The organism is Rhodococcus sp. SB1D (genome assembly GCF_048573875.1).
GTDB lineage: Bacteria > Actinomycetota > Actinomycetes > Mycobacteriales > Mycobacteriaceae > Rhodococcus_F > Rhodococcus_F qingshengii.
Genome location: NZ_JBMAIQ010000001.1, coordinates 428627 through 453633, shown reverse-complemented (window position 1 = coordinate 453633; position 25007 = coordinate 428627). Strand labels below are relative to the sequence as shown.

Annotated in this window: 24 protein-coding genes and 2 tRNA genes; 9 read left to right on the top strand and 17 right to left on the bottom strand. The window is 62.6% G+C overall.

Going from position 1 to position 25007, the window contains the following annotated elements:
* Positions 1-160 precede the first annotated feature (160 nt).
* Complete coding sequence (gene rpmB, locus ACN50D_RS02150) at positions 161-352, top strand: 50S ribosomal protein L28 (protein WP_003942669.1); 192 nt, start codon at positions 161-163, stop codon at positions 350-352.
* 131 nt (positions 353-483) lie between these two features.
* Entirely contained in the window at positions 484-1278 is a 795-nt protein-coding gene (locus ACN50D_RS02145; protein WP_003942812.1) for an enoyl-CoA hydratase-related protein, read from the top strand.
* A 66-nt stretch (positions 1279-1344) separates the two neighbouring features.
* Here the strand turns inward: ACN50D_RS02145 and ACN50D_RS02140 are convergent, their stop codons facing one another.
* Genes ACN50D_RS02140 through ACN50D_RS02130 form a run of 3 tightly spaced genes read right to left on the bottom strand, consistent with a single transcriptional unit; the run spans position 1345 to position 3596 of the window.
* Positions 1345-2016 (bottom strand): uracil-DNA glycosylase, encoded by a 672-nt coding sequence (locus tag ACN50D_RS02140; protein WP_042450832.1) that lies wholly within the window; start codon positions 2014-2016, stop codon positions 1345-1347.
* Positions 2016-2537: a gamma carbonic anhydrase family protein gene (locus ACN50D_RS02135; protein WP_211920393.1), complete on the bottom strand. Its 522-nt coding sequence runs from the start codon at positions 2535-2537 to the stop codon at positions 2016-2018. The genes ACN50D_RS02140 and ACN50D_RS02135 overlap by 1 nt, the downstream gene beginning before the upstream one ends.
* A gap of 9 nt (positions 2538-2546) precedes the next feature.
* Positions 2547-3596: a thiamine-phosphate kinase gene (locus ACN50D_RS02130; protein ID WP_211920394.1), complete on the bottom strand. Its 1050-nt coding sequence runs from the start codon at positions 3594-3596 to the stop codon at positions 2547-2549.
* A gap of 77 nt (positions 3597-3673) precedes the next feature.
* Between ACN50D_RS02130 and ACN50D_RS02125 the strand changes: the two genes are divergently transcribed.
* Positions 3674-4366, top strand: a complete 693-nt coding sequence (locus tag ACN50D_RS02125) for a DUF3515 domain-containing protein (RefSeq protein ID WP_003942765.1) — start codon at positions 3674-3676, stop codon at positions 4364-4366.
* Here ACN50D_RS02125 and ACN50D_RS02120 read toward each other — a convergent pair whose 3' ends face one another.
* The 3 genes from ACN50D_RS02120 to ACN50D_RS02110 form a co-directional block, all read right to left on the bottom strand.
* Entirely contained in the window at positions 4367-5473 is a 1107-nt protein-coding gene (locus tag ACN50D_RS02120; RefSeq protein ID WP_042450837.1) for a D-alanine--D-alanine ligase family protein, read from the bottom strand.
* Between the two features lie 71 nt (positions 5474-5544).
* Positions 5545-6696, bottom strand: a complete 1152-nt coding sequence (locus ACN50D_RS02115; RefSeq protein ID WP_003942728.1) for a cystathionine gamma-lyase — start codon at positions 6694-6696, stop codon at positions 5545-5547.
* On the bottom strand, positions 6693-7691 hold the full coding sequence (locus ACN50D_RS02110; protein ID WP_030535420.1) for an NAD(P)H-dependent glycerol-3-phosphate dehydrogenase: 999 nt from the start codon (positions 7689-7691) through the stop codon (positions 6693-6695). The genes ACN50D_RS02115 and ACN50D_RS02110 overlap by 4 nt, the downstream gene beginning before the upstream one ends.
* A 126-nt stretch (positions 7692-7817) precedes the next feature.
* Here ACN50D_RS02110 and cofC point away from each other — a divergent pair, with 126 nt between their 5' ends.
* The 3 genes from cofC to ACN50D_RS02095 are packed head-to-tail and all read left to right on the top strand — an operon-like array spanning position 7818 to position 11806.
* A complete protein-coding gene (gene cofC, locus ACN50D_RS02105) occupies positions 7818-8567 on the top strand; it encodes a 2-phospho-L-lactate guanylyltransferase (RefSeq protein ID WP_080552786.1) in 750 nt (249 codons plus the stop codon).
* A 51-nt stretch (positions 8568-8618) separates the two neighbouring features.
* Positions 8619-10862, top strand: a complete 2244-nt coding sequence (locus ACN50D_RS02100) for an RNA degradosome polyphosphate kinase (RefSeq protein WP_003942685.1) — start codon at positions 8619-8621, stop codon at positions 10860-10862.
* A 17-nt stretch (positions 10863-10879) separates the two neighbouring features.
* Positions 10880-11806, top strand: coding sequence for a bifunctional NUDIX hydrolase/histidine phosphatase family protein (locus ACN50D_RS02095; RefSeq protein WP_054187768.1), 927 nt, complete (start codon positions 10880-10882; stop codon positions 11804-11806).
* 166 nt (positions 11807-11972) lie between these two features.
* On the opposite strand, the gene ACN50D_RS02090 is transcribed toward ACN50D_RS02095, so the two are convergent.
* The 3 genes from ACN50D_RS02090 to leuC form a co-directional block, all read right to left on the bottom strand.
* Positions 11973-12659: an HU family DNA-binding protein gene (locus tag ACN50D_RS02090; RefSeq protein ID WP_047271271.1), complete on the bottom strand. Its 687-nt coding sequence runs from the start codon at positions 12657-12659 to the stop codon at positions 11973-11975.
* Positions 12660-12816: 157 nt separating this feature from the next.
* On the bottom strand, positions 12817-13425 hold the full coding sequence (gene leuD, locus ACN50D_RS02085; RefSeq protein WP_003944724.1) for a 3-isopropylmalate dehydratase small subunit: 609 nt from the start codon (positions 13423-13425) through the stop codon (positions 12817-12819).
* Between the two features lie 28 nt (positions 13426-13453).
* Complete coding sequence (gene leuC, locus ACN50D_RS02080; RefSeq protein ID WP_211920396.1) at positions 13454-14875, bottom strand: 3-isopropylmalate dehydratase large subunit; 1422 nt, start codon at positions 14873-14875, stop codon at positions 13454-13456.
* Positions 14876-15033: 158 nt separating this feature from the next.
* On the opposite strand from leuC, the gene ACN50D_RS02075 reads away from it, so the two are divergent.
* From ACN50D_RS02075 to ACN50D_RS02065, 3 genes are all read left to right on the top strand, one after another.
* Complete coding sequence (locus ACN50D_RS02075) at positions 15034-15735, top strand: IclR family transcriptional regulator (RefSeq protein ID WP_007729342.1); 702 nt, start codon at positions 15034-15036, stop codon at positions 15733-15735.
* A gap of 55 nt (positions 15736-15790) precedes the next feature.
* A complete protein-coding gene (locus ACN50D_RS02070) occupies positions 15791-16294 on the top strand; it encodes a pyridoxamine 5'-phosphate oxidase family protein (RefSeq protein ID WP_070162237.1) in 504 nt (167 codons plus the stop codon).
* An 83-nt stretch (positions 16295-16377) separates the two neighbouring features.
* Positions 16378-16575: a DUF5302 domain-containing protein gene (locus ACN50D_RS02065; RefSeq protein WP_007729345.1), complete on the top strand. Its 198-nt coding sequence runs from the start codon at positions 16378-16380 to the stop codon at positions 16573-16575.
* 139 nt (positions 16576-16714) lie between these two features.
* Here the strand turns inward: ACN50D_RS02065 and ACN50D_RS02060 are convergent.
* The 8 genes from ACN50D_RS02060 to ilvC form a co-directional block, all read right to left on the bottom strand.
* Positions 16715-16787 (bottom strand) — tRNA-Glu (locus ACN50D_RS02060).
* 96 nt (positions 16788-16883) lie between these two features.
* Positions 16884-16955 (bottom strand) — tRNA-Gln (locus ACN50D_RS02055).
* Positions 16956-17111: 156 nt separating this feature from the next.
* Positions 17112-18587 carry a glutamate--tRNA ligase gene (gene gltX, locus ACN50D_RS02050; protein ID WP_211920398.1) on the bottom strand — a complete coding sequence of 492 codons (1476 nt, stop codon included), beginning with the start codon at positions 18585-18587 and terminating at the stop codon, positions 17112-17114.
* Positions 18588-18660: 73 nt separating this feature from the next.
* The gene (locus ACN50D_RS02045) at positions 18661-19821 is read right to left on the bottom strand and encodes an alkane 1-monooxygenase (RefSeq protein ID WP_030535413.1); all 1161 of its coding nucleotides are present in this window, start codon (positions 19819-19821) and stop codon (positions 18661-18663) included.
* Positions 19822-20212: 391 nt separating this feature from the next.
* Complete coding sequence (locus ACN50D_RS02040; RefSeq protein WP_003944722.1) at positions 20213-20986, bottom strand: fumarylacetoacetate hydrolase family protein; 774 nt, start codon at positions 20984-20986, stop codon at positions 20213-20215.
* Positions 20987-21070: 84 nt separating this feature from the next.
* Positions 21071-22084 carry a 3-isopropylmalate dehydrogenase gene (locus ACN50D_RS02035; RefSeq protein WP_003944691.1) on the bottom strand — a complete coding sequence of 338 codons (1014 nt, stop codon included), beginning with the start codon at positions 22082-22084 and terminating at the stop codon, positions 21071-21073.
* 74 nt (positions 22085-22158) lie between these two features.
* Positions 22159-23751, bottom strand: a complete 1593-nt coding sequence (gene serA, locus ACN50D_RS02030) for a phosphoglycerate dehydrogenase (protein ID WP_003944758.1) — start codon at positions 23749-23751, stop codon at positions 22159-22161.
* Between the two features lie 250 nt (positions 23752-24001).
* Entirely contained in the window at positions 24002-25003 is a 1002-nt protein-coding gene (gene ilvC, locus ACN50D_RS02025; protein WP_030535412.1) for a ketol-acid reductoisomerase, read from the bottom strand.
* Positions 25004-25007: the final 4 nt, after the last annotated feature.

The window sequence follows — 25007 nt, the reverse complement described above, 5'->3', positions numbered from 1 at the left end:
CTGCACTTTGTTTGTTGCTGATTGACTGTTTTCACGTTCGGCTGCACAGTGAGCGGTCAAGGATCGGTTCGAAGTCGAGTATATTCGGATTGTAATTCTGGCTGCCCTACCGTGTAGGGTAACCACTTCAATATTCATTTCTAACAAGGAGTTCGCGACTATGGCTGCCGTCTGCGACGTATGCGCCAAGGGGCCCGGCTTCGGTAAGTCGGTCTCGCACTCGCACCGGCGTACCAATCGTCGCTGGAACCCGAACATTCAGTCTGTTCGTACCGAGGTTGCCCCGGGTAACACCCGTAAGGTCAACGTGTGCACCTCCTGCCTGAAGGCAGGCAAGGTCGCTCGGGGCTGATTGCCCGAGCACAAACTATTGCAGGCTCTGCCCCCGTCACTTCGGTGACGGGGGCAGAGCTGTATCTATGTGGCTGTATCTATGTGTCCCCGTGTTTCGTATGGCTGTCGGACACCCGTAATGTGCGTTGAGTGACTTCCATCGATGACCTGAGCAAAGTGACCCTCGACGAGGGCGTACTCCGCATCACCATTTCCACCGCCGCCAACGGCACCTCCCTCGACGACGAAGGACTGGTTCAGGGCGCGCAGGCGCTCGAGACAGTCGGAAACGACATCGGGAGCATCCTTCTGGTCGGCGAAGGCGCAAACTTCTGTGCCGGCGGCAACGTCCGTGCGTTCGCCGCAGCCCCTGACCGCGGCGAGTACGTGGCCGAGGTTGCCCGCGTCTTCCACGTGTTCGTTCGCGCGCTCGACGCTGCGACCGCTCCAGTGGTGGCCGGGGTCCACGGATGGGCTGCCGGCGCCGGAATGAGCCTGGTCTGCCTCGCCGACGTCGCAATCGGCGGCACCGGCACCAAGCTTCGCCCCGCGTACCCCTCCATCGGTTTCACCCCGGACGGCGGAATGTCGTGGACGCTTCCACGCATCGTCGGCGTGGCACGCGCTCGCGAGATTCTTCTCAACGATTCGGTGATCGGTGGCGACGAAGCCGTCCGCCTGGGGATCCTCACCCGACTCGTCGGTGACGACGAGGTCCAAGAAGAGGCAGCTCGCCTCGCCCGCGCTCTGGCCAACGGACCGAGTACGTCGTACTCGGGAATCAAAGCACTGCTGCGTTCGTCGCGGACGAACTCGCTCGCCGAGCAACTCGACGCCGAAGCCGCGTCCATCGCCATCGCAGCGAACAGCCCGATCGGACGCGAGGGCGTCGACGCGTTCGTCGACAAGCGTCGGCCCGATTTCACTTCCGCAAAGCAGGCCTAGTCGAACTGCCGTGCCGAACGTCGCGACTCGACGTTCGGCAGGCCGGTTCGTGCAGACACCGTTCGATCAGCCCAGATTCCAGTCGACCGGATCGGCTCCGAGTCCGGTCAAGAGTTCGTTCGCACGACTGAAGGGGCGCGAACCGAAGAAGCCACGCGAGGCCGAAAGCGGTGACGGGTGCGCGGATTCGATGATCGGTGTGTCGCCGAGCATCGGCGCGAGAGTGGCCGCGTCACGACCCCACAAGATCGCCACCATCGGTGACGACCGCGCGACCAGAGCGCGGATAGCCTGCTCGGTCACCGGCTCCCAGCCCTTCTTACGATGAGAAGCGGCTTGACCCGGCTGCACGGTGAGAACGCGATTGAGAAGCAGCACACCTTGTTTCGACCACGGTGTCAGATCGCCGTTCGGCGGTATCGGCAACCCGAGATCCTGGTGATACTCCTTGTAGATGTTGCCGAGACTTCGCGGAACCGGCCGCACGTCCGGTGCAACCGAAAAGCTCAACCCGACAGCGTGACCGGGCGTCGGATAAGGGTCCTGACCGACGATGAGCACTCGAACGTCCTCGAAAGGGTTCGTGAACGCACGCAAGACGTTCTCCCCCGCCGGCAGGTACTCCCGTCCCGCAGCGATCTCTTCGCGCAAGAACTTACCCATCGCGGTGATCTGCTCCGACACCGGTTCGAGTGCTCGCGCCCACCCTGGGTCGACGATCTCTGCAAGCGGCGCCATCAGTCGAGCCTGCGCAACGCGTCGCGGTAGTACGCCGCATTGGCTGCGTACATCTTGACGTTGCCGTCGAGGTGACCGAGCGGAACCTCGTATCCCGCACGGACCTTGGCGGGGACACCGAGTGCCATGCTGCGCGGCGGAACCTGCATCTTGTTGGCCACCACCGCACCAGCGGCGACGATCGACCCCGTCCCGATCACCGTTCCGTTGAGAACAACTGACCCCGACGCGATCAGGCAATGGTCCTCGATGGTCGATCCCTCGATGTGCGCGTTGTGGCCCACGACGCAACCGGAAGCGATGACAGTCGCATCGACGGCGGTGCAATGGATGACGGTTCCGTCCTGGATGTTCGATCCGATTCCCACCGAAATGGTTCCGTAGTCACCACGCAATACCGCTTGCGGCCAGATCGAGGTACCCGCTGCGAGAGTCACGGCGCCGATCACCACCGCGTCCGGGTGGACGTATGCGTCCGGATGAATGTCCGGAACTCTGTCTCCAAGTGCGTATACAGCCATGAAAGCAACCTATACCGCGGTGGTACCGGTGGTCGAAAAGCTGTGCCAGCCCCCGCCGCTCTCGCGAAGCGAACCGTCGACGCTCACGCCCGAACCGGCGGCAACCTCACCGATCACGATCCAACCCGACGGAATCTCGACCTCAGGCCCGAAAGTTGCTGCAAATCCGTGATCTTCACCACCGGAGAGGATCCAGTCCAGCGGATCGACGTCGAGCGCCTCGGCCGCCGATGCGACATCCGGTGAGGTCGGAACCGCAGCCGAGAAGATGTCGAACCGCACGTGCGAGGCCTCTGCGAGATGTCGAAGGTCCGCGATCAATCCGTCGGACACGTCCGTCATGGAATGTGCTGATTCTGCGGCGTCCCATGCCGATTGATACGGCGGATTCGGAACGCGATGGGAGGCAAGCAAATCTGGAAAGTTTGCGGGCTTGTCGAGCAGTACGGCTTCGTCGAGCAGTAGTGCCAACCCTGCTGCCGAGCAACCGAACAACCCGGCGACCGCGATCTTGTCACCGATCTTTGCTCCCGAACGCAGAACTGCCGCACGGCCACCGAGATCGCCGAGCACGGTCACCGACACCACGATCACCGGTGACTGGACCAGGTCACCGCCGACCACACCGGCGCCCAGATCGGTTGCCGCGTCCCAGATTCCCGCGGAGATTGCGTCGACCACGTCGACGGGTGTCGAAGGCGGGCACCCCAGAGACACCGTGAAGGCCGTCGGCCGCGCTCCCATCGAGACCACATCAGCAGCGTTCTGTGCCACTGCCTTCCGGCCGATGTCGCGTGGTGAAGACCAATCCATTCGGAAATGTCGACCTTCGACCAACATGTCGGACGAGACAACCACACGGCCGTCTCCGGAAGTCACGATGGCGGCATCGTCACCCGGCCCCAATTCAGTGGTGACCGGTTGGATTCGGCCGAGAAGAGATCGCGCGATCACGTCGAACTCCCCCACCTGCTCGACAGTGGGCTCCGACCCGAACTCCGATGATGCAGTGAACTCCGATGATGCAGTGAACTCCGATGATGCGATGAGTCTCTCCAATGCCGACGCAATTCGCTCGTAAGCGGCCTGCGGTACCTTCTAGCTGTGGTCGTGAATGCTTCTGCAAGCTCACGCGTGTGTCGGCAATCCTACCGATTCACCGACATGCTCTCAGAAGTGACAAGACCGCTGATCGACTGGACCAGGACCCGAGCGAAGAACTGAGCATGGCAGAAAACACCTCCACCGCAGACAACGCCGACATCGACCCCGACGGCGACGACGATCCGTCAGAGCGCCGCAGTCCGGCGCTGATCGCCACCGCCATCGCACTCCCGGTAGCCCTGATCGTCGGAGTAGTGATCGCGGCCGTCGTCGCGGGAAACAACCCTGAACTCTCGCCGGTTGCATTGGGACCCGTACCGGCACCGGCAGCGGAGTCGCCGGCCTGCGTTTCCCTTCTCGGCGCGCTCCCCGACAAGATCGACGACTTCACGAAAGCCGAATTGGTAGAACCTGCTCCGGCCGGTGCGGCAGCGTGGCAGCGCAGCGAAGGAGAGCCGATCGTCTTGCGCTGCGGACTCGACCGTCCGTCCGAGTTCGACCAGGCTGCAGCACTACAGGTCGTGAACGGTGTCCAGTGGTTCCAGGTCTCGGGAACCGACATCGGTTTGGCGGCGAGCACTTGGTTTGCCGTAGACCGCGGTGAATACATCGGTATCACGATCCCCGACGGGACCGGTCCGACGCCGATTCAGGAAATCTCCGACACCATCACGGCGACTCTCGAACAGAAGCCTCTCGACCCGGCGCCGGTCGCGGTTCCCTGATCAGCGAAGGCCGGTGCCGCGAGCGACGGCGGTGTCGACCAAAGTCGAAATCAAAGTGCGGTAATCGATTCCGGTGGCGTTCCACATCTTCGGGTACATCGAGATGGAAGTGAACCCGGGCATCGTGTTGATCTCGTTGATCACCGGGCCGTCAGCCGTGACGAAGAAATCGACCCGCGAGAGTCCCTGGCAATCGAGTGCCTTGAACGCGCGGACAGCAAGCTCTCGAATCTGGTCGCTCACCGACTCGTCGAGTTTCGCGGGGATGTCGAATTCACACACGTCGTCGAGGTACTTGGTGTCGAAGTCGTAGAACGCGTCCGAATCGGCGTCGGAATCCGGCATCCGGATCTCGGCGACCACACTCGCCTTGACGTCGCCGTTCGGGAATTCGAGGACGCCGCATTCCACCTCGCGGCCGATGATCGCGCCTTCGACGATCACCTTGGGATCATGCAGGCGTGCATGAGCGATCGCCCCGTCCAGACCGTCCCAATTGCTCACCCGAGTGATGCCGATGGACGAGCCTCCACGAGCGGGCTTGACGAAAACCGGAAGGCCCAATTCCGCCTTCTGCTCTTCGGTCAGCGTTGCGGTTCCCGGTCGAAGCACGACCTGCACTCCGACGGGAAGTCCTTCAGCAGCAAGAAGCTTCTTCGTGAACTCTTTGTCCATGCCGGCGGCGCTGGCCAGAACTCCGGGTCCGACGTACGGAACCCCGGCAAGTTCGAGCAGACCCTGGATCGTGCCGTCTTCACCGTAAGCCCCATGAAGAACGGGGAACACGACGTCGACCGACGCGAGCACAGCACCGGCGTCGGAGCCGTCGAAGGAGATGACCTCGCCCTCGCGGGTGGGGTCCGCGCTGAGGACCACCGACGTTCCGTCTTTGTCGACCGACGGCAGCGCGCGCCCGCTGATCGCGAGGGAACTGGGGTCGCTCGAACCGAGCACCCAGGAACCGTCGACGGTGATGCCGATCGGTACGACGTCGTACCGATCGGGGTCGAGGTTGCTCAGGACGCTTCCGGCGGAAACACAGGACACTGAATGCTCATTGCTCCGGCCACCGAAGATCACGGCCACGCGGGTACGACTGCTGTTCACGCGTCAAACCGTACCGCCGAATCGACTGCGGCACGCGATCGGGCCGGACCGATTTCGTCGACCCGGCCCGTTTACGCGTCGAGTGCGCGCTCGATGTCGGCCAGGAGATCGGCGGTGTCCTCGATGCCACAAGCGATTCGGACAAACCCCGCACTGACCGGATCGCCCCAGCGCGCACGGCGATCCGCCGTCGTGTGGATCCCCCCGAAGCTGGTAGCAGCCGTGACGAGAGCGCTCGCTTCGACGAACGAGTGGAAGGCCTGAGCCGAATCCAACTCGACGCTCACCAATCCGCCGAATCGATTCATCTGACCGGATGCCGTTGCATAGGACGGGTCACCGCGAAGGCCGGGGTAACGAACGGACCGGACTGCTTTGTGATTTACCAACATCTCGGCAAGCGCCAGCGCGTTGTCGCACTGACGCCCGAATCGCAGGCCTGCCGTGCCGAGGCTCCGGTGCGCAAGCCACGTCTCGAAGGGGCCGAGCACCGTTCCCGAGAGAAGTCGCTCACGCTCGATTCGCCGACTCACTGCCGCATCGGAGGTGGCGACGTAACCCATCAGGAGGTCACTGTGCCCGCTGAGAGCCTTGGTACCGCTGGCCACCACGACGTCGGCACCCAATTCGAGCGGGCGCTGACCCAGCGGTGTCGCGGTCGTGTTGTCGACGATCAGCAGCGCACCCGAACGGTGGCACACGTCGGCGAGCACGCGAAGGTCGACCACGTCCAGCACCGGGTTGGACGGCGTCTCGGCGACGACGACCACGCGGCCCGGTGACGCGTCGAGCAGATCTACGAAGCTCGCGTCGCCCATCTGCAGAGTCGAAACCTCGCGAACGGTGATTCCCAACGGCGCGAGGCGCTCGTTCGCGTACAACCGCACTTGGTAGTACCCGTCCGAGGGCACGACGACGGTATCCCCCGCGACGAGGACGCTGCGCAAGGTAGCGGTGATCGCGGACATCCCCGATCCCATGACGAGGGCGTGGTCCGCTCTCTCGAGCGCCGCGAGCGCGGATTCGAGTCCGCGCCAACCCGGGTTCGACGCACGTGCATAGGTATCGGACTCGGAACCTTCGTCCGCCGAAAGTTGGTACGGCGCAGCGAATATCGGGCCCAATTGCATGGGCTGACCCGCGGCGTGTTCGCGCGCGACGGCGCTCACGCTGCGCGTCGAATCCCCGTAATCCTCGAAGCGACCCACACCGATTTCACTCATTCCGGCTTCGTCCGGCGTCCGAGCAACTGACCGATCGCATCGCTGACGGCCATGCCTTCGTGGCACACCCGGTGGACCGCGTCGGTCAACGGCATCTCCACGTCGTATCCGGCAGCGAGTGCGCGTACCGACGTGCACGACTTCACGCCCTCGGCGACCTGACCGTTGGTTGCCTTCTGTGCCGACTCCATCGACCCGCCTCGTCCGAGCCGCTCTCCGAACGTCCGGTTTCGCGACAACTCGGACGTGCAGGTCGCTACCAGGTCACCGACGCCCGCCAAGCCTGCAAGAGTCGACGCCTTGGCGCCGAGCGCAACGCCGAGACGAATCGTCTCGGCGAGCCCACGGGTGATGATGCTGGCGACCGTGTTGTCGCCGAATCCACTGCCGGCGGCCATGCCGCAGGCCAGCGCGATCACGTTCTTACACGCACCACCGATCTCGCAACCGATGACGTCGGAGTTGGTGTACGGCCTGAAATAGCCGGTAGCACAAGCATCCTGGAGAGCGAGGGCACGCGAGGAATCCGAACAGGCGATCACCGTCGCCGCGGGCTGCCCGCCGGCGATCTCGTGTGCAAGGTTCGGGCCCGAGAGCACCGCGACGCGCCCCGGTTCCACGCCGGTCACCGACACGATGACCTGGCTCATGCGCATGAGCGTCCCGGTCTCGATTCCCTTGGCCAGACTCAGCAGAGTCGCATCGGGTCCGATCGAGCCTTTCCACTGCTCCAGGTTTGCTCGTAGCGACTGCGAGGGAACCGCCAGCACGATGAAGTCAGCACCTGCCATCGCCTCCTCGTGGTGGTGGGTCGCGCGAATCGACGAAGGCAAAGCAATGCCCGGCAGATAGTCGCTGTTCTCGTGCGTGGTGTCGATGCGCTTCGCGACCTCTTCACGCCTGGCCCACATCGTCACGTCGGTTCCGGCCTCGGCCATCACCTTCGCCAACGCCGTTCCCCACGAACCTGCGCCCAATACAGCTGCCTTACTCACACGCTCACCCCGTCTACCCGGCGAAGCGGGTCGCCGCCAGAAAAATCGTCTGCACAGAGTATCGCCTGTGGTGCACTGCGGTGGGCAGCCGCGGACACCGAGCGTGATGACTGGCAAGATCGAGGGATGGACAGCGCGGAACCCCCGTACCCACACGCCGTGGAGACACCGCATGCGCGCACGGAGATCGAACGCCCCATGCATGCGATAGTGGCCGTCAAGTCCTTGAGATCGGCCAAGTCCCGACTCGCGGGCGAACTCGACTCGGACGCGCGTGCAGACCTCGTGTTGGCCATGCTTCACGACACCCTCGCCACAGTTGCAGCCGTCTCGGCCATCGACAGCGTCACAGTGGTCACCCCAGACCCCACCGTTGCCGCCCTTGCATATTCCGTCGGCGTGACGGTCTACGCCGATCCAGCTCCCGACGGCGCCCGAACCAACGGCGCAACACCGCGCACGGAGGAAACCCTCAACGCGGCGTTGAGTGCAGCGGCCGCCGATATCCGAGCCAAGCGCGGAGTGGTCGACCTCGTTGTGCTGCAAGCCGACTTGCCCGCCATGCAACCGAGCGAACTGACGGAGGCCGTGGCCGCGGCCCGCAGCGGCGGACGTTCAGTCGTCGTCGATCACCACGGCACTGGCACTTCCGCATTGTTTGCGTGCGGCGAAAGCGCGCTGGACCCTCGGTTCGGGCCGGAATCCGCACTTGGACATGCCAATTCAGGTGCTCGTCCACTCAACGGCCAATGGCCGGGACTGCGCACCGACGTCGACACCCATGCCGATCTCGGCACTGTGCGAGCACTGGGAGTAGGCCCCGCGACATCGGCTTCGTTGACCAGACTCAAGGCCACGCCGTCGAACAGTCGATGAATTTTCTTTCATCGATTGTCGGACCGCGCGATTGTGGGGGATGATCGACGAGTGAGCAATGGCGAAGCACTCGAAAACCGTATTTCCGAAGACCAGTCGGACGGAGACCACAGCTCCGGCCGCCACGAGAACGGCGCGGCCACCTCGCCGCGATCTCAGGCCGTCGCGGTCGCCACCAACATCCCGGGCGCTCCCCCTGCAGCTACCAAGGCAGAGCTACCCGAATTGCTCGTCGGACTTCCCGAGGATCGTTACCTCAACCGCGAACTCAGCTGGCTCGATTTCAATGCCCGTGTTCTCGCATTGGCCGCCGACGAGTCACTGCCGTTGCTCGAACGCGCAAAGTTCCTCGCCATCTTCGCTTCCAATCTCGACGAATTTTTCATGGTCCGGGTCGCCGGACTCAAGCGCCGCGACGAGACGGGACTGTCGGTCAGGTCCGCCGACGGCCTCTCCCCACGCGAACAATTGGCGCTCATCGCGCGTCGCACCCAGGAACTCGCCGACAAGCACGCGCACGTGTTTCTCGACTCGGTCCGCCCTGCCCTGGCGGCAGAAGGCATTTCAATCGTTCGATGGGCCGACCTCAGCGCCGACGATCACGGCCGACTCTCTGCGCATTTCCACGAGCAGGTCTTCCCGGTACTGACGCCGTTGGCAGTCGATCACGCTCACCCGTTCCCCTACATCAGCGGACTGAGCCTCAACCTCGCCGTGACGGTGAAGGACTCCGTCACCCGCGGCGAACACTTCGCTCGCGTCAAGGTTCCCGACAACGTCGGCCGGTTCGTGCGAGTCAAGAGCACGACATCTTCGTCCACCATCGATTCTTTCCTCCCGATGGAAGAACTGATTTCGGCTCATCTGGACGTGCTGTTCCCCGGAATGGAAATCGTCGAACATCACGCTTTCCGAATCACACGCAACGCCGATTTCGAGGTCGAAGAAGATCGGGACGAGGATCTGCTGCAGGCACTCGAACGTGAATTGGCGCGTCGTCGTTTCGGTTCACCCGTTCGCCTCGAAGTTGCCGACGACATGACCGAGCACATGCTCGAACTGCTTCTGCGTGAACTCGACGTCGATCCGGCCGACGTGATCGAGGTTTCCGGTCTCCTCGACTTGTCCTGCCTCTGGCAGGTTTACGCCGTCGACCGCCCCGCTCTCAAAGACGCTCCGTTCGTCCCGGCGACGCATCCGGCGTTCGGTGAACGCGAGACTCCGAAGAGCGTGTTCTCGACCCTGCGCGAAGGCGACGTGCTCGTCCACCACCCATATGACTCGTTTTCCACAAGCGTTCAACGCTTCATCGAACAGGCCGCCGCCGACCCGCAGGTGCTCGCGATCAAGCAGACCCTGTACCGCACTTCCGGCGACTCCCCCATCGTCAATGCACTGATCGACGCCGCCGAAGCGGGCAAGCAGGTTGTCGCGCTGGTGGAGATCAAGGCCCGCTTCGACGAGCAGGCCAACATCAAGTGGGCTCGCAAACTCGAGCAGGCCGGCGTTCACGTCGTCTACGGTCTCGTCGGTCTCAAGACTCACTGCAAGACGTGCCTCGTCGTCAGGCGAGAGGGCTCGACCATTCGTCGTTACTGCCACATCGGCACGGGCAACTACAATCCGAAGACCGCGCGCATGTACGAGGACGTCGGATTGCTCACCGCAGCACCGGAGATCGGTGCAGACCTCACCGACCTCTTCAACTCGCTGACCGGATACTCCCGAAAGACGAGCTACCGCAACCTTCTCGTAGCGCCGTACGGGGTTCGCCGCGGGATCATCGAGCGGATCGACAACGAGATCGCTCACAAGCTCGCAGGCCGCGATGCCGGTATCCGCTTGAAGGCCAACGCATTGGTCGACGAGCAGGTCATCGACGCGTTGTACCGCGCATCCAAGGCCGGTATCCCCGTCGAGATCGTGGTCCGCGGAATCTGCGCGCTCAAGCCGGGCGTTCCCGGCCTCAGCGAAAACATCGAAGTACGTTCCATTCTCGGACGCTTCCTCGAACACTCGCGAATGTTCCATTTCCGCTCGGCCGACGAATTCTGGATCGGCAGCGCAGACATGATGCACCGCAACCTCGATCGCCGCGTCGAGGTCATGGTGCAGGTCAAGGACCCGAAACTGTCGAAGCAACTCGGTGACATCTTCGACTCCGCGCTCGATCCCCGAACTCGCTGCTGGGTACTGCATCCGGACGGGAGTTGGGTCGCTGCCCCCGAACGCGGTGAGGACGTACGTGAGCATCAACAGTCGTTGATGCGCAGCCGCACCGCCAGCGGGTCTTGACGGGCTCGGATCACACAATGAACGACAAGCCGGTCAAAGCCAACATCTTTGCCGCAGGCGCGGTTCTGTGGCGGAAGGCTCCTCAGGATCCTTCCGCCATCGAGATCGCCGTCGTACATCGACCGAAGTACGACGACTGGTCATTCCCCAAAGGAAAGCTCGATCCCGGCGAGACCTTCTTGACCGCAGCAGTTCGGGAGGTCCGCGAAGAGACCTCGATCACCGGACGTTTCGGAAGGCACCTCGGTGGCGTGACGTACCCGATCCCGGGACATCGCAAACTCAAACGGGTCGAATACTGGTCGGCCGAAGCAGTGGACGGAGATTTCGGGCCGAATAGCGAAGTGGATGTTCTCTATTGGCTTCCGGTCACCGAGGTCGCCGATCATCTTTCCTACCCGATGGATCGAATGATTCTTCGCCGCTTCGTTTCCCTTCCGCCTGACACGAAAACGGTATTACTCGTCCGCCACGCAAAAGCTGGGAGCCGTAAGCGATACAAGGGCGACGACAATGTGCGTCCACTCGACGCCAAGGGCAAAGAGCAATCCGCCGCCTTGGTCGAACAGCTGAAAATCTTCGGAGCCGATTCGGTTTTCGCGGCTGACCGTACGCGCTGCATCGACACTGTGATGCCATTGGCGGAGGCATTGGGTGAAGAGATTTCGACGGAACCTCTTCTGACCGAAGAAGGTTACGAGGCCGATCCCGACGCCGCCAGGGCGCGTGCGCTGCAGATCGCCGCGCTGGAGGGCACTCCCGTAATCTGCAGCCAAGGAGGCGTCATCCCCGATTTGATGCGCTGGTGGGCTGATACGGCCGGTATAACACTGCCCTCGGCGCGCAACCGTAAGGCGAGCACTTGGGTGCTCTCGTTCCTCGACGGCCGTCTCGTCGCCGCGGATCACCTCGACAGCCCGCTCCCCAAAGTCGCCAACTCCTGAGGGATTTGGACCAACCGACACTCAGCTCGATTCGGTAGTTTTGCAAAGCACTGAAACACAGGAGAATTCATACTTCTCCCAGACAGCAAAAAGAGGTGCAGCCGCGGATCTGATCCGCGGCTGCACCTCTTTGTCTTACGGCATCGGGTTTTTCACCCGAACGCGACTACTTTGCGCGCTTGGCCGGAGCCTTCTTGGCCGGAGCCTTCTTGGCTGCGGTCTTGGCGGGAGCCTTCTTGGCCGGAGCCTTCTTGGCCGGAGCCTTGGCTGCGGTCTTGGCCGGAGCCTTCTTGGCGGGAGCCTTGGTGGCAACCGTCTTCTTGGCTGCGGTCTTGGCCGGAGCCTTCTTGGCAGGAGCCTTGGTGGCAACCGTCTTCTTGGCTGCGGTCTTGGCCGGAGCCTTCTTGGCGGGAGCCTTCGCGGCAACCGTCTTCTTGGCTGCGGTCTTGGCCGGAGCCTTCTTGGCCGGAGCCTTCTTGGCTGCGGTCTTCTTGGCAGCAGCCTTCTTGGCTGCAGCCTTGGTGGCCGGTGCTGCTACGCCACGCTTGACTGCCGGGCCGGTGGCCGGAAGCTTCTGTCCACCAGCGATAACAGCCTTGAACTGCGCACCCGGACGGAAAGCCGGAACCGACGTCGGCTTGACCTTGACGGTCTCGCCCGTACGCGGGTTGCGTGCAACACGTGCTGCACGACGACGCTGCTCGAAGACTCCGAAGCCGGTGATGGTCACGCTCTCGCCACGGTGGACGGCGCGGACGATGGTGTCCACGACGTGCTCCACTGCGTCGGTCGCTGTGCGCCTGTCCGAACCCAGCTTTTCAGTCAGAACATCGATGAGCTCTGCCTTGTTCATTGAAATTCCTCCGCTAATTGTGGTCCACCGTCGGACCGACTGAGAACCACGGTAAACCTGATAACGGCAAGAGTCTATGTGCCACGCCAATTCTCATTCAACGTGACTGCGAAATGGTGACCTATTTCTCTTCCCGCGCGGAGTTGCGGATTTCGGTTCAGCCCTGCGAAATTCGGGCTGGAAGGGTAGTCGGTTTCCATGAAGGCCTTGACTTTTCGAACTCGGAAATCGCGTCTACCTGCCGCAATGTCAGTCCGATGTCGTCGAGACCCTCCAGCAGACGCCACCGTGTGTAGTCGTCAATATTGAACGGCACCACCGTAGTTCCGGCGCTGACGGTCCGATTCTCGAGATCTACTGTCAATTCCAGTCCGGGCTGCTCTTCGAGCAACTTCCAGAGCAATTCGACGTCGCTCTGCTCGACCTGTGCCGCTACGAGACCGGCTTTTCCGGCGTTTCCGCGGAAGATGTCGGCGAACCGGGAAGCAATGACGACCCGAAATCCGAAGTCGGAGAGAGCCCACACGGCATGCTCACGCGAAGAGCCCGTGCCGAAATCGGGACCGGCCACGAGGACGCTTCCCTTGTCGTACGGAGCCAGATTCAGAATGAAGTTGGGGTCGGTACGCCAGCCTGCAAACAGCCCGTCCTCGAATCCGGTGCGCGTCACCCGTTTCAGGTACACGGCAGGGATGATCTGGTCGGTATCGACATTCGAGCGTCGCAGCGGGACGCCGATACCCTTGTGCGTGGTAAAGGATTCCATCGAAATTCTCCTCGAGATGGTAAGTGGGTCAGACCAGATCGGCCGGTGCCGAGAGCGTTCCGCGGACCGCCGTGGCAGCCGCGACGAGCGGGGAAACCAGATGAGTCCGGCCGCCTTTACCCTGTCGGCCTTCGAAATTCCGGTTGGACGTCGATGCCGAACGCTCGCCGGGAGCAAGCTGGTCAGGGTTCATTCCCAAGCACATCGAGCAACCGGCCTGGCGCCATTCAGCCCCTGCCGCTGTGAAGATTTCACCGAGACCTTCGCTTTCGGCTTGAGCCCGCACCCGCATCGAGCCGGGAACGATGAGCATCCGAACGCCCTCTGCCACATGGCGACCCTCGAGCACCTCCGCCACTGCGCGCAGGTCTTCGATGCGTCCGTTGGTGCACGAACCGACGAACACGGTGTCGACAGAAACATCCCGAAGCGGCATACCGGCGTCGAGACCCATGTAGGTGAGCGCCTTCTCGGCTGCCTGACGCTCGCTCTCGTCGACGATCAGTTCGGGATCAGGCACACGGTCGCCGAGCGGCGCACCCTGTCCCGGATTGGTTCCCCACGTGACGAAAGGCGTCAATGCGTTTGCGTCGATGTGAACCTCGTTGTCGAATTCCGCGCCCTCGTCGGTCTTGAGCAACTCCCACGCGGCGACGGCTTCGTCCCACTCTGCGCCGGACGGTGCATGCGGACGGCCCTTGATGAACTCGTAAGTGGTCTCGTCCGGTGCGATCATGCCCGCGCGGGCTCCGGCCTCGATCGACATGTTGCAGATGGTCATACGAGCTTCCATCGACAGTTTGCGAATGGCCTCGCCGCGGTACTCCAGTACGTAGCCCTGGCCGCCGCCGGTGCCGATCTTGGCGATGACTGCCAGGATCAAGTCCTTGCTCGTGACGCCGGGAGGCAGCTCGCCGTCGACCGTGATCGCCATGGTCTTGAAGGGGCGCAACGACAATGTCTGCGTTGCCATCACATGCTCGACCTCGCTGGTGCCGATTCCCATTGCGAGCGCACCGAATGCGCCGTGCGTCGACGTATGACTGTCGCCGCACACCACGGTGGTTCCGGGCTGCGTCAGGCCGAGCTGCGGTCCGACCACATGCACGATGCCTTGGTCGAGATCGCCCATGCGGTGCAAGCGAACTCCGAACTCCTCGCAATTTCGGCGCAAGGTGTCGACCTGAGTCTTGGACACAGGATCTGCGATCGGCTTGTCGATGTCGATCGTCGGAACGTTGTGGTCCTCGGTGGCGATCGTCAGGTCGGGACGGCGCAACTGGCGTCCCGCCAGGCGAAGTCCGTCGAATGCCTGGGGGCTCGTCACTTCGTGAACGAGGTGGAGATCGATGTAGATGAGGTCGGGATCCTGCCCCTCCCCTTTCACGACAACGTGGTCGTCCCACACCTTCTCGGCGAGAGTGCGTGCTTTCTGTGCCATGTCTTCCACCTCTGTACGTAGCCTCGCGTCGGCGGACTACGGGCTGGCCCGCCGCGCGTGAAGTAGGTCCCCAGCCTTCACAGCAGATGCAGACTGTCCCGAGGAAATGCGCTATCCCTCCAGGAAATGCGGTAGCATCCCACTATGCGAGAAACTGGTATCGACCTATGAGACAGCATAGCGGCATCGGCGTCCTGGACAAAGCAATGGGCGTGCTTCATGCAGTAGCTGAGGAACCGTGCAGCCTCACCGAACTCTGTGCACGAACCGGTTTGCCGCGCGCGACCGCCCATAGACTCGCCGTCGGTCTCGAAGTCCATCGACTCCTCACTCGCGACTCGGACGGTCAGTGGTGCCCAGGGCCCGGACTCGCCGAACTCGCTGCCACCGCTAATGATCCACTCATTGCTGCGGCCGGACTCATCCTCCCCCGCCTTCGCGAAATCACCGGCGAAAGCGTCCAGCTGTACCGTCGCGAAGGCACACAACGCATCTGCGTCGCGTCGATGGAACCACCGACGGGCCTGCGTGACACGGTGCTCGTCGGAGCCCGACTGCCGATGAACGCCGGATCCGGCGCCAAGGTCCTTCTCGCATGGGCAGATCCACAAACCCAACGGACCGTCCTCGCCGATGCGTCCTTCGGCGAACGAGTGCTCCTCGAGGTTCGCCGGCGCGGCTGGGCACAGAGCGCGGCCGAACGTGAGCCCGGTGTCGCCAGCGTCGCGGCTCCCGTCCGCGACTCGGCAGGCGCTGTCATTGCCGCGATTTCGGTCTCCGGCCCCATCGATCGGATGGGTAGACGACCGGGAGCCCGCTGGGCGGCGGACCTTCTCGCAGCTGCCGAAGCGCTCCACAAGCGTCTGTAATTCGTGACACAGTAAGGCCTTCAGATCCTCGAGCACGTAGGAGTACGACGCGACCATGGCAGGAAAGCAGCGTAGTCAGATCACGATGACCGAGGCCGAAATCTCGAGCTTCGTCGAAAAGAGCCGTACGGCAACGATGGCGACGTTGAGCGCCGACGGAATGCCTCACCTGATCGCGATGTGGTTCGCGATAGTCGAGGGCGAAATCTGGTTCGAGACCAAAGCCAAGTCTCAGAAGGCCGTCAATCTTCGCCGGGACGCCCGAATGTCCGTCCTGATCGAAGACGGTCAGACGTACGACACGCTCCGAGGAGTCTCGATGGAGGGTACCGGGGTCATCGTCGAAGATCCGGAAGCCCTCTTCGCTGTGGGAATCAGCGTCTGGGAGCGATACACGGGCCCGTACACCGACGATCTCCGCCCGGCCGTCGACGCGATGCTCCACAAGCGCGTCGCGGTACGGTTCGTTCCCGATCGAACTCGTTCGTGGGATCACCGCAAGCTCGGGATGCCTGCGATGCCTCTTTCCGGCTCTACCGCACCGCCGCCGCAGCCCTGAGATTCGTGAGCGGAAAAATCACGAGCAATCGAATTCGGGCCGGCGTAGTTTCACCAACAGGCCCAACAACAAGGAGTGAGCATATGAGCGATCTCGACAGCAACACCCCGTCCGAACCCGAATCCCAATCGGAGGAAACCAAACGAAAGTTCCGTGAGGCCCTCGAACGGAAGAATCATCAGAACGCCAAATCGACCGACCATCGCGACGGACAGTCCAAGGTCCACAACACGCATGGCCCGGCCGATCACAAGCGAGAGTTCCGCCGTAAGAGCGGATAGCCGATCGCGGACAACAGAGTGAGATGACGATCACCCCCAGTCGAATTCGCCTGGGGGTGATCGTTTTTCGCATCGCCGGAAACATTTTCCGCACATACGAAAAGACCCCCCGATCAATGATCGGAGGGTCTTTCATTTGTAGCCCCGACGGGATTCGAACCCGCGCTACCGCCTTGAGAGGGCGGCGTCCTAGGCCGCTAGACGACGGGGCCAGGACACGCTTTTAAACGTGGTATTTCAGCCTTGCTCTTGGATGCTCAGCAAGCTTAGCTTGTCTGAGTCCGGCCACAAAATCGACCGGATTTCCGCTGGGGTACCAGGACTCGAACCTAGAATGGCGGTACCAGAAACCGCTGTGTTGCCAATTACACCATACCCCAAGGTCTTGCTCACCAGCCTTGCCCGATCCGCTTCGCTGTTGTGCTCGGCGGCTCGTCTCCGGCCGAAAAGAAGATTACCAGTACCCCTGCCCCAAATACCAAATCGTATGGTCACAGGAGGTTTTTGCTTCATTTTCGGCCGGAAGACCGTCCGATCTAGGCGGTTACCGCTGCCCTACCGGCGCGCAACCGAGCGAGCGAGACCTCACGACCGAGCAATTCCATCGACTCGTACAGCGGAGGGCTGATGTGAGAGCCCGTGATCGCGACCCGAACCGGAGCGAAGGCCTTACGCGGTTTGAGCTCCAGATCCTCGATGAGGGCCTTCTTGAGTGCTTCCTCGATACTGGCCGCCGACCACTCTGAGATGGCATCGAGCGCCGCAAGAGACGCGTCCAGAACCGGACCGGCATCTTCCTTCAAGTTCTTTGCCGCCGCGGCCGGATCGAGAGCAAACGACGCCTCGTCGACGAACAGGAATTTCAGCAGATCCCACGCGTCGGACAGGACGACGATGCGCGTCTGCACGAGGTCCGCCGCAACAGTGAACGTCGCTTCGTCGACGTCGGCGCCGATGTGTCCGTGCTCCACCAGGAACGACTTCAGACGACCGGCGAAGTCGGCCGGCTCGAGCAGACGAATGTGCTCGGCATTGATCGCGTCGGCCTTCTTCTGGTCGAAGCGGGCAGGATTGGAGTTGACCTTGGAGACGTCGAAGGCCGCAACCATCTCGTCGAGCGAGAAGACGTCGTGATCGTCGGCGATGCTCCACCCGAGCAGAGCCAGGTAGTTCAGCAATCCCTCGGGAATGAAGCCCCGATCGCGGTGGATGAAGAGGTTGGACTCGGGATCGCGCTTGGAAAGCTTCTTGTTGCCCTGACCCATCACGAAAGGCAAGTGCCCGAACGACGGTGTGAAATCGGCGACACCGATACGAATCAATGCCTCGTACAACGCGAGCTGACGCGGAGTCGAGGACAGCAGATCTTCGCCGCGCAGTACATGGGTGATCTTCATCAACGCGTCGTCGACCGGGTTGACCAAGGTGTACAGCGGAATGCCGTTGCCGCGAGTCAGCGCGAAGTCCGGAACGGTGCCTGCCTTGAACGTGGTCTCGCCCCGCACCAGGTCGTTCCAGGTCAGATCGTGATCGGGCATCCGGAGGCGGACGACGGGCTTGCGCCCCTCGGCGATGTAGGCAGCGCGCTGCTCGTCGCTGAGCTCGCGATCGAAGTTGTCGTATCCGAGCTTCGGATCGCGTCCGGCCGACTTGTGTCGCGCTTCGACCTCCTCGTTGGTCGAGTAGGACTCGTAGGCCTCGCCCGCGGCCAGCAACTTGGCAACAACGTCGAGATGCAGGTCGCGACGCTCGGACTGGCGATACGGTGCGTGCGGCCCACCGACCTCCGGGCCTTCGTCCCAATTGAGCCCCAACCAGCGGAGGGCGTCGAGGATGGCCTGGTAGGACTCTTCACTGTCGCGCTGCGCATCGGTGTCTTCGATACGGAACACGAATGTGCCGCCGTGGTGTCGTGCGAATGCCCAGTTGAACAAGGCGGTGCGCACCAAACCCACGTGCGGGGTTCCGGTGGGTGACGGACAGAAACGGACGCGTACTTCGCTGTTGGTCATGGCTCACTTGGCTCGGCGATGATGGATGGTCGTACTACAGGTTAGTCCGGCAGCGCTTCCTCCATCCGGCCGATCACTTACCCGGCAGGACGTTGATGCGTGTCATGTCGCCGTCGTAGTAGGCCAGCAGTCGCTTGTCCATGACCTTTCGCCACAGCGGCGGCACCCACGCGCAGACGATCATGACTGCGTAACCCGCTGGAAGTTGCGGCGCTTCGGCCGCACTTCGCAGGCTCTGGTACCGCAGACGCGGATTCGCGTGATGGTCGCTGTGACGCTGAAGTTGATAGAGGAACAGATTGCTGACGACGTGGTCGCTGTTCCAGCTGTCCTCGGGCGAGCACCGGACGTACGAGCCGTCAGGCCGCTTCGCACGTAGCAAGCCGTAGTGCTCGAGATAGTTGGCGGTCTCGAGGAACGTGAAGCCTGCAATTGCCTGAACGGCGAGCCACGGCGCAATTTCCCAGCCGAACGCGGCGATCAGACTGCCGAACAGAACCACACTCATCGCCCACGCGTTCAGGATGTTGTTGCGGTAACTCCACGTCCGTCTCCCCTGACGCCTCAGACGAGCGCTTTCGATCCGCCATCCCGAGCGCAGGCCGCCGATGACGCTGCGAGGCAAGAAGAACCAGAAGTTTTCCTTGTACCGCGAGCTGGCCGGATCCTCCGGCGTCGCGACGCGGACGTGGTGACCATGGTTGTGTTCGACGTAGAAATGGCCGTAGAAGGACTGCGCGAGCGCTACTTTCGCGAGCCACTTCTCGAGCTTCTCACTCTTGTGCCCCAATTCATGCGCCGCGTTGATCCCCACACCGGCAACCACGCCGGCAGTCATCGCGAGCGCGAACTTCTCCCCCGCCGCCATCGGCGCGTTCACCCAACACCACGCGACGAACACCAGCCCGACGTATTGGAGGGGCAGGAACAAGTACGTGCACCAGCGGTAGAAACGATCCTCTTGCAATTCAGGGATCGCTTCGTCCGGTGGGCTGTTACCGTCCTCGCCCGCCAGGAGATCGATCAGGGGAATGACGATGACGATCAGCCACGCCCCGATGGCCCAGAAGAGCCCGAGACTGAATTTGTCGACCAGGAACCACGCAGCGAACGGGCTGAGAGGAACCAGCAAACCCAGTGGCCACAGGTAGCGCTTCTTGTCTCGCCACACCGGCCGCTGCCCGTTCCGCGCTTGCCCTGCCGCTGTCCGGGAGGCTTCCGCGAAGGTCGTCATGTATCACCACGTTTCTGCGCAATCCACTCGATTGCCCCATCGGCTTCTATCCAGTTATCGGTCACCCTACTGCTCAGCGTTACATTTCAGGGAATTTGGTCTGTTACGGGCCGCGACAGCAAACCGTATGGCGAACTCTCCCAACCTGGCCAAATCCGACATAACGCCAGGAGGATCAGAGGCGAAGCTTCGCCTGGGTCATGAAACCCGCAGGTCAGTCCCGGAGCCTGATTTCTTCGAGTCGGTTGGCAATCCCGATCAATCCACTGGCGATAGTTACCATCTTGCAACTTTTCTGCGACAGACACCTCTCGACCTCACACCACGACGGAGGCCCCATCCGGTTGGATGGGGCCTCCGTAGTCGCGTGACTGAACGAACCGGGTCAGGATCAGCTCTTGGCGGTCACCGGGTTCGTGAGCGTGCCGATCCCCGAGACCGTGACCGACACGGAATCGCCGTCGACGATCGGGCCTACTCCGGCGGGGGTGCCGGTGAGGATGACGTCGCCAGGCAAGAGAGTCATCACCGCCGAGATCCACTCGATGATCTTCGGAATGTCGTGGAGGAGAAAAGCCGTGCTGCTGTCCTGCTTGACCTGGCCGTTCACCTCGGTCTTGATGTCGACGTCGGACGCATCCAGACTGGTTTCGATCCAGGGGCCGAGTGGGCAGAAAGTGTCGTGGCCCTTCGCGCGCGTCCACTGCCCGTCGTGACGCTGATGATCTCGCGCCGACACGTCGTTGGCGATCGTGTAACCGAGGACCACGCTCAACGCCTTCGCCGCCGGAACGTCCTTGCACGGTTGACCGATGACGACCGCGAGTTCACCCTCGAAGTGCACCTCGTTCGAGGTGGGAGGCAAGACGATCGGGGCACCCGGGCCAACTATGGACGTGTTGGGCTTGAGGAAGATCACGGGGTCCGCGGGAGCCTCTCCGCCCATCTCCGCGATGTGATCTGCATAATTCTTGCCGATGCAGATCACCTTGCTGGCGAGAATCGGAGCCAGCAGACGGACATCGGCGAGCGGCCAACTTCGGCCGGTAAATGTGGGGTTCCCGAACGGGTGCTCCGCAATTTCCTTGGCGACGAGGGCATCCTCTTCACCTTCGATACTGACGAACGCAACACCATCGGGACTGGCAATTCGACCAAGACGCATGCCGGCCAGTCTATCGGGGTGCCGGAAACGACTGACGCGCGCAAGCCGAAAGGCTCACGCGCGTCAGTCTCGTGAAAGAATTCCTTACAGCGCTGCAGTGATCCGGTCGCCGATCTCCGTTGTGGAGATGGGACCTTCGCCGCGGGTAGCCAGGTCGGCAGCGACCACAGCCTCTACCCGAGCGGCGTCGTCCTCGCGTCCGAGATGGCGAAGAAGCAGTGCGGCCGAGAGGATCGCGGCGGTGGGATCAGCGATTCCCTTGCCGGCGATGTCCGGAGCACTGCCGTGAACGGGCTCGAACATCGACGGGTTGGTACCCGAGGCATCGATGTTTCCGCTTGCGGCCAAACCGATGCCACCGGTTACGGCGCCGGCGAGGTCGGTGATGATGTCACCGAAGAGGTTGTCCGTGACGATCACGTCGAAGCGCGACGGGTCGGTGACCATGTAGATCGTGGCCGCGTCGATGTGGCAGTACGCGGTTTCGACGTCCGGGAACTCGGCACCGACGGTCTCGATTGCACGCGTCCAGATTGCGCCCGCGTTGGAGAGCACGTTGGTCTTGTGAATCAAGGTGAGGTGCTTGGACCGGGTCTGCGCCAAGGCAAATGCGTAACGCACCACGCGCTCGGCCCCGAACCAGGTGTTGATCGACACCTCGGTTGCGATCTCGTGATCGGTGCCGACGCGGATCGCTCCACCGTTTCCGGTGTACGGACCCTCGGTGCCTTCACGAACCACGACGAAGTCGATCTCCGGCTGGGCCGCCAACGGCGACAGCGCACCCGGATACAGCTGTGCGGGGCGAAGATTCACGTGATGATCGAGCTGGAAGCGCATGTTCAGCAGCAGACCACGCTCGAGGATGCCGGGTGCGACGATCCGCGGATCACCGATGGCGCCCAACAGGATTGCGTCGTGCTGACGAATCTGGTCCAGCTCGTCCGCCGGGAGCAACTCGCCGGTGGCGTTGTAGCGACGGGCACCGAGATCGTATTCGGTGGTTTCCAGATCCGGAACCAACTTGCCGAGCACCTTGAGCGCTTCGGCTGTGACCTCGACGCCGATTCCGTCACCCGGAATGACCGCAAGCTTCATGGAGTCCTCATCTCAGTAGAACTGTGCGCCTTTATCAACCGCGGGCGGTTGATAAAGGCGCACAGCAAAAACAATCAGGAAAGGTCGACCTGGGCGACGCGAGCGTCGAGCTGCGAGACGATTGCCTCGACCTCGGCGTCACCGACGACGCGATCGACGCGCAAGATGACAGTTGCGCCTTCGCCTTCGGCATCCTGGCTCAGTGCTGCTGCGAGGATGTCGACGCCCGCGTTTCCGAGGACGGTGCCGAGGACACCGAGAACGCCCGGGCGATCGCTGTAGTGAACGACGATGTTGTGGCCCTCGGCGCGCAGGTCGAAGCTGCGTCCGTTGATGTTGACGATCTTCTCGACCTGCTGCAGACCGGTGAGTGCGCCCGTGACCGACGTGACCGTACCGTCGGCGGCAACTGCACGCACCTCGACCGCGCTGCGGTGAGCAAGAGCCTCGGAGTGCTTCTCGACCGACACGGTCACGCCGCGCTGCTCGGCCAGTGCCGGAGCGTTGACGAACGTGACGGCCTCATCGCTGCTGGCGGAGAACACGCCGCGTAGTGCAGCCAGGCCGAGGATGTCGACGGTTTCGGCAGACAGCTCGCCGGTGGCGACAACCTGCACGGTCTGCACAGCTTCGGGCGACAACGTCGCAGCGAGGAGACCGAGCTTGCGGACGAGCTCGAGCCACGGAGCAACTTCTTCGCCCACGGGGCCGCCGGAGACGTTGACAGCCTCGGGAACGAATTCGCCTGCCAGAGCGAGGAGAACACTCTTCGCCACGTCGATGCCTGCGCGGTCCTGAGCCTCGGACGTCGATGCTCCGAGGTGCGGGGTGACAACGACGTTGTCGAGCTCGAAGAGCTTGGAATCGGTGCACGGCTCGGTGCTGAACACGTCGAGACCGGCGCCGCGGACCTTGCCGGAGACGAGTGCGTCGTAGAGCGCATCTTCGTCGATCAGACCACCGCGAGCGGCGTTGACGATGATGACGCCGTCCTTGGCCTTGGCGAGGCGCTCGGCGTTGATCAGGCCGGCCGTTTCCTTGGTCTTGGGCAGGTGCACGGAGATGAAGTCGGCGCGCTCGACGAGCTCGTCGATGGTGACCAGTTCGATGCCGAGCTGCGCTGCGCGCGCTGCGGGCAGGTAGGGGTCGTACGCGATGATCGTGGTCTCGAACGCAGCGAGACGCTGCGCGAAGAGCTGGCCGATGCGGCCCAGTCCGACGACACCGACGGTCTTGCCGAGGATCTCGACACCGTTGAACTTGCTTCGCTTCCAGGTGTTCTCACGCAGAGTCTTGTCTGCTGCGGGAATCTGGCGAGCGGTCGACATGAGGAGCGCGACAGCGTGCTCGGCAGCGGAGTGAATGTTGGAGGTCGGTGCGTTGACGACCATCACGCCGCGCTCGGTGGCTGCGGGGATCTCGACGTTGTCCAGGCCGACACCGGCGCGGCCGATGATCTTCAGCTTGGTGCCGGCAGCCAGAACCTCGGCGTCGACGGTGGTGGCGGAACGGACGAGAATCGCGTCGGCCTCGGGTACCGCGGCGAGCAGCGCCGGGCGGTCGGGTCCGTCGACCCAACGCACCTCCACACCGTCACCGAGCGCCTCGACTGTGGACGGCGCGAGCTTGTCGGCGATCAGAACAACGGGACGGCCAGGCTGGCTCACGTGCAAACTCCCTGATTAGGTGGGTGTGAAGGTGGTTTAACCACCGATAGTTTAGTGCGCGCTCACTTGGAATCCACAACGCGGTAGGCAATACCACATAGTGGACACTTTCGCGGGCAAATTCTCGATGGAATATGAATCCGGACTCAGACGACCCGGAAAACGACTCCGGCCCAATGCCGCGCTGGTTCAACGTAATTGAACCGGCGCGGCATCAGGCCAGTGGAGACGTGGAGCGTGAAACTGCGAATTACGCGGTTTCGGTGATCGGACGATCGACCCAGCTCATCAGGTCGCGCAGCTTCTTGCCGGTGACCTCGATGGGGTGCTCGGCGTTGGCCTTGCGCAGGCCCTCGAGCTCGGTGTTGCCGTTCTCGACGTTGGCAACCAGACGACGGGTGAACTCGCCGGACTGGATGTCGGCCAGGATCGCCTTCATGCGCTCCTTGGTGTCGGCGTCGATGACGCGCGGGCCGGAGAGGTATCCACCGAACTCAGCGGTGTCGGACACCGAGTAGTTCATGCGGGCGATGCCACCCTCGTACATGAGGTCGACGATGAGCTTGAGCTCGTGCAGAACCTCGAAGTACGCCATCTCGGGTGCGTAGCCGGCCTCGACCATGACCTCGAAACCGGTCTTGACCAGTTCCTCGGTGCCGCCGCAGAGCACGGCCTGCTCGCCGAAGAGGTCCGTCTCGGTCTCTTCCTTGAACGTGGTCTTGATGACGCCTGCGCGGGTTCCGCCGATGCCCTTGGCGTAGGACAGAGCGAGAGCCTGGCCTTCACCCTTGGGATCCTGGTCGATGGCGATGAGCGCGGGAACGCCCTTGCCGTCGACGAACTGACGACGCACCAGGTGGCCGGGGCCCTTGGGGGCGACCATGCCGACGGTGACGAACTCCGGAGCCTTGATCAGGTCGAAGTGAATGTTCAGGCCGTGACCGAAGAACAGCGCGTCGCCGTCCTTGAGGTTCGGCTCGATGTCATTGGTGAAAATGCTCGCCTGAGCGGTGTCAGGTGCGAGCACCATGATGACGTCGGCCCACTCGGAAACCTCTGCCGGCGTACCGACCGTCAGCCCCTGCTCTTCAGCCTTCTCACGCGACTTCGAGCCTTCCTTGAGGCCGATGCGCACATCGACGCCCGAGTCACGCAGGCTCAGCGAATGGGCGTGGCCCTGGCTTCCGTAGCCGATCACAGCAACCTTGCGGCCCTGAATGATCGACAGATCGGCATCGTCGTCGTAGAACATCTCG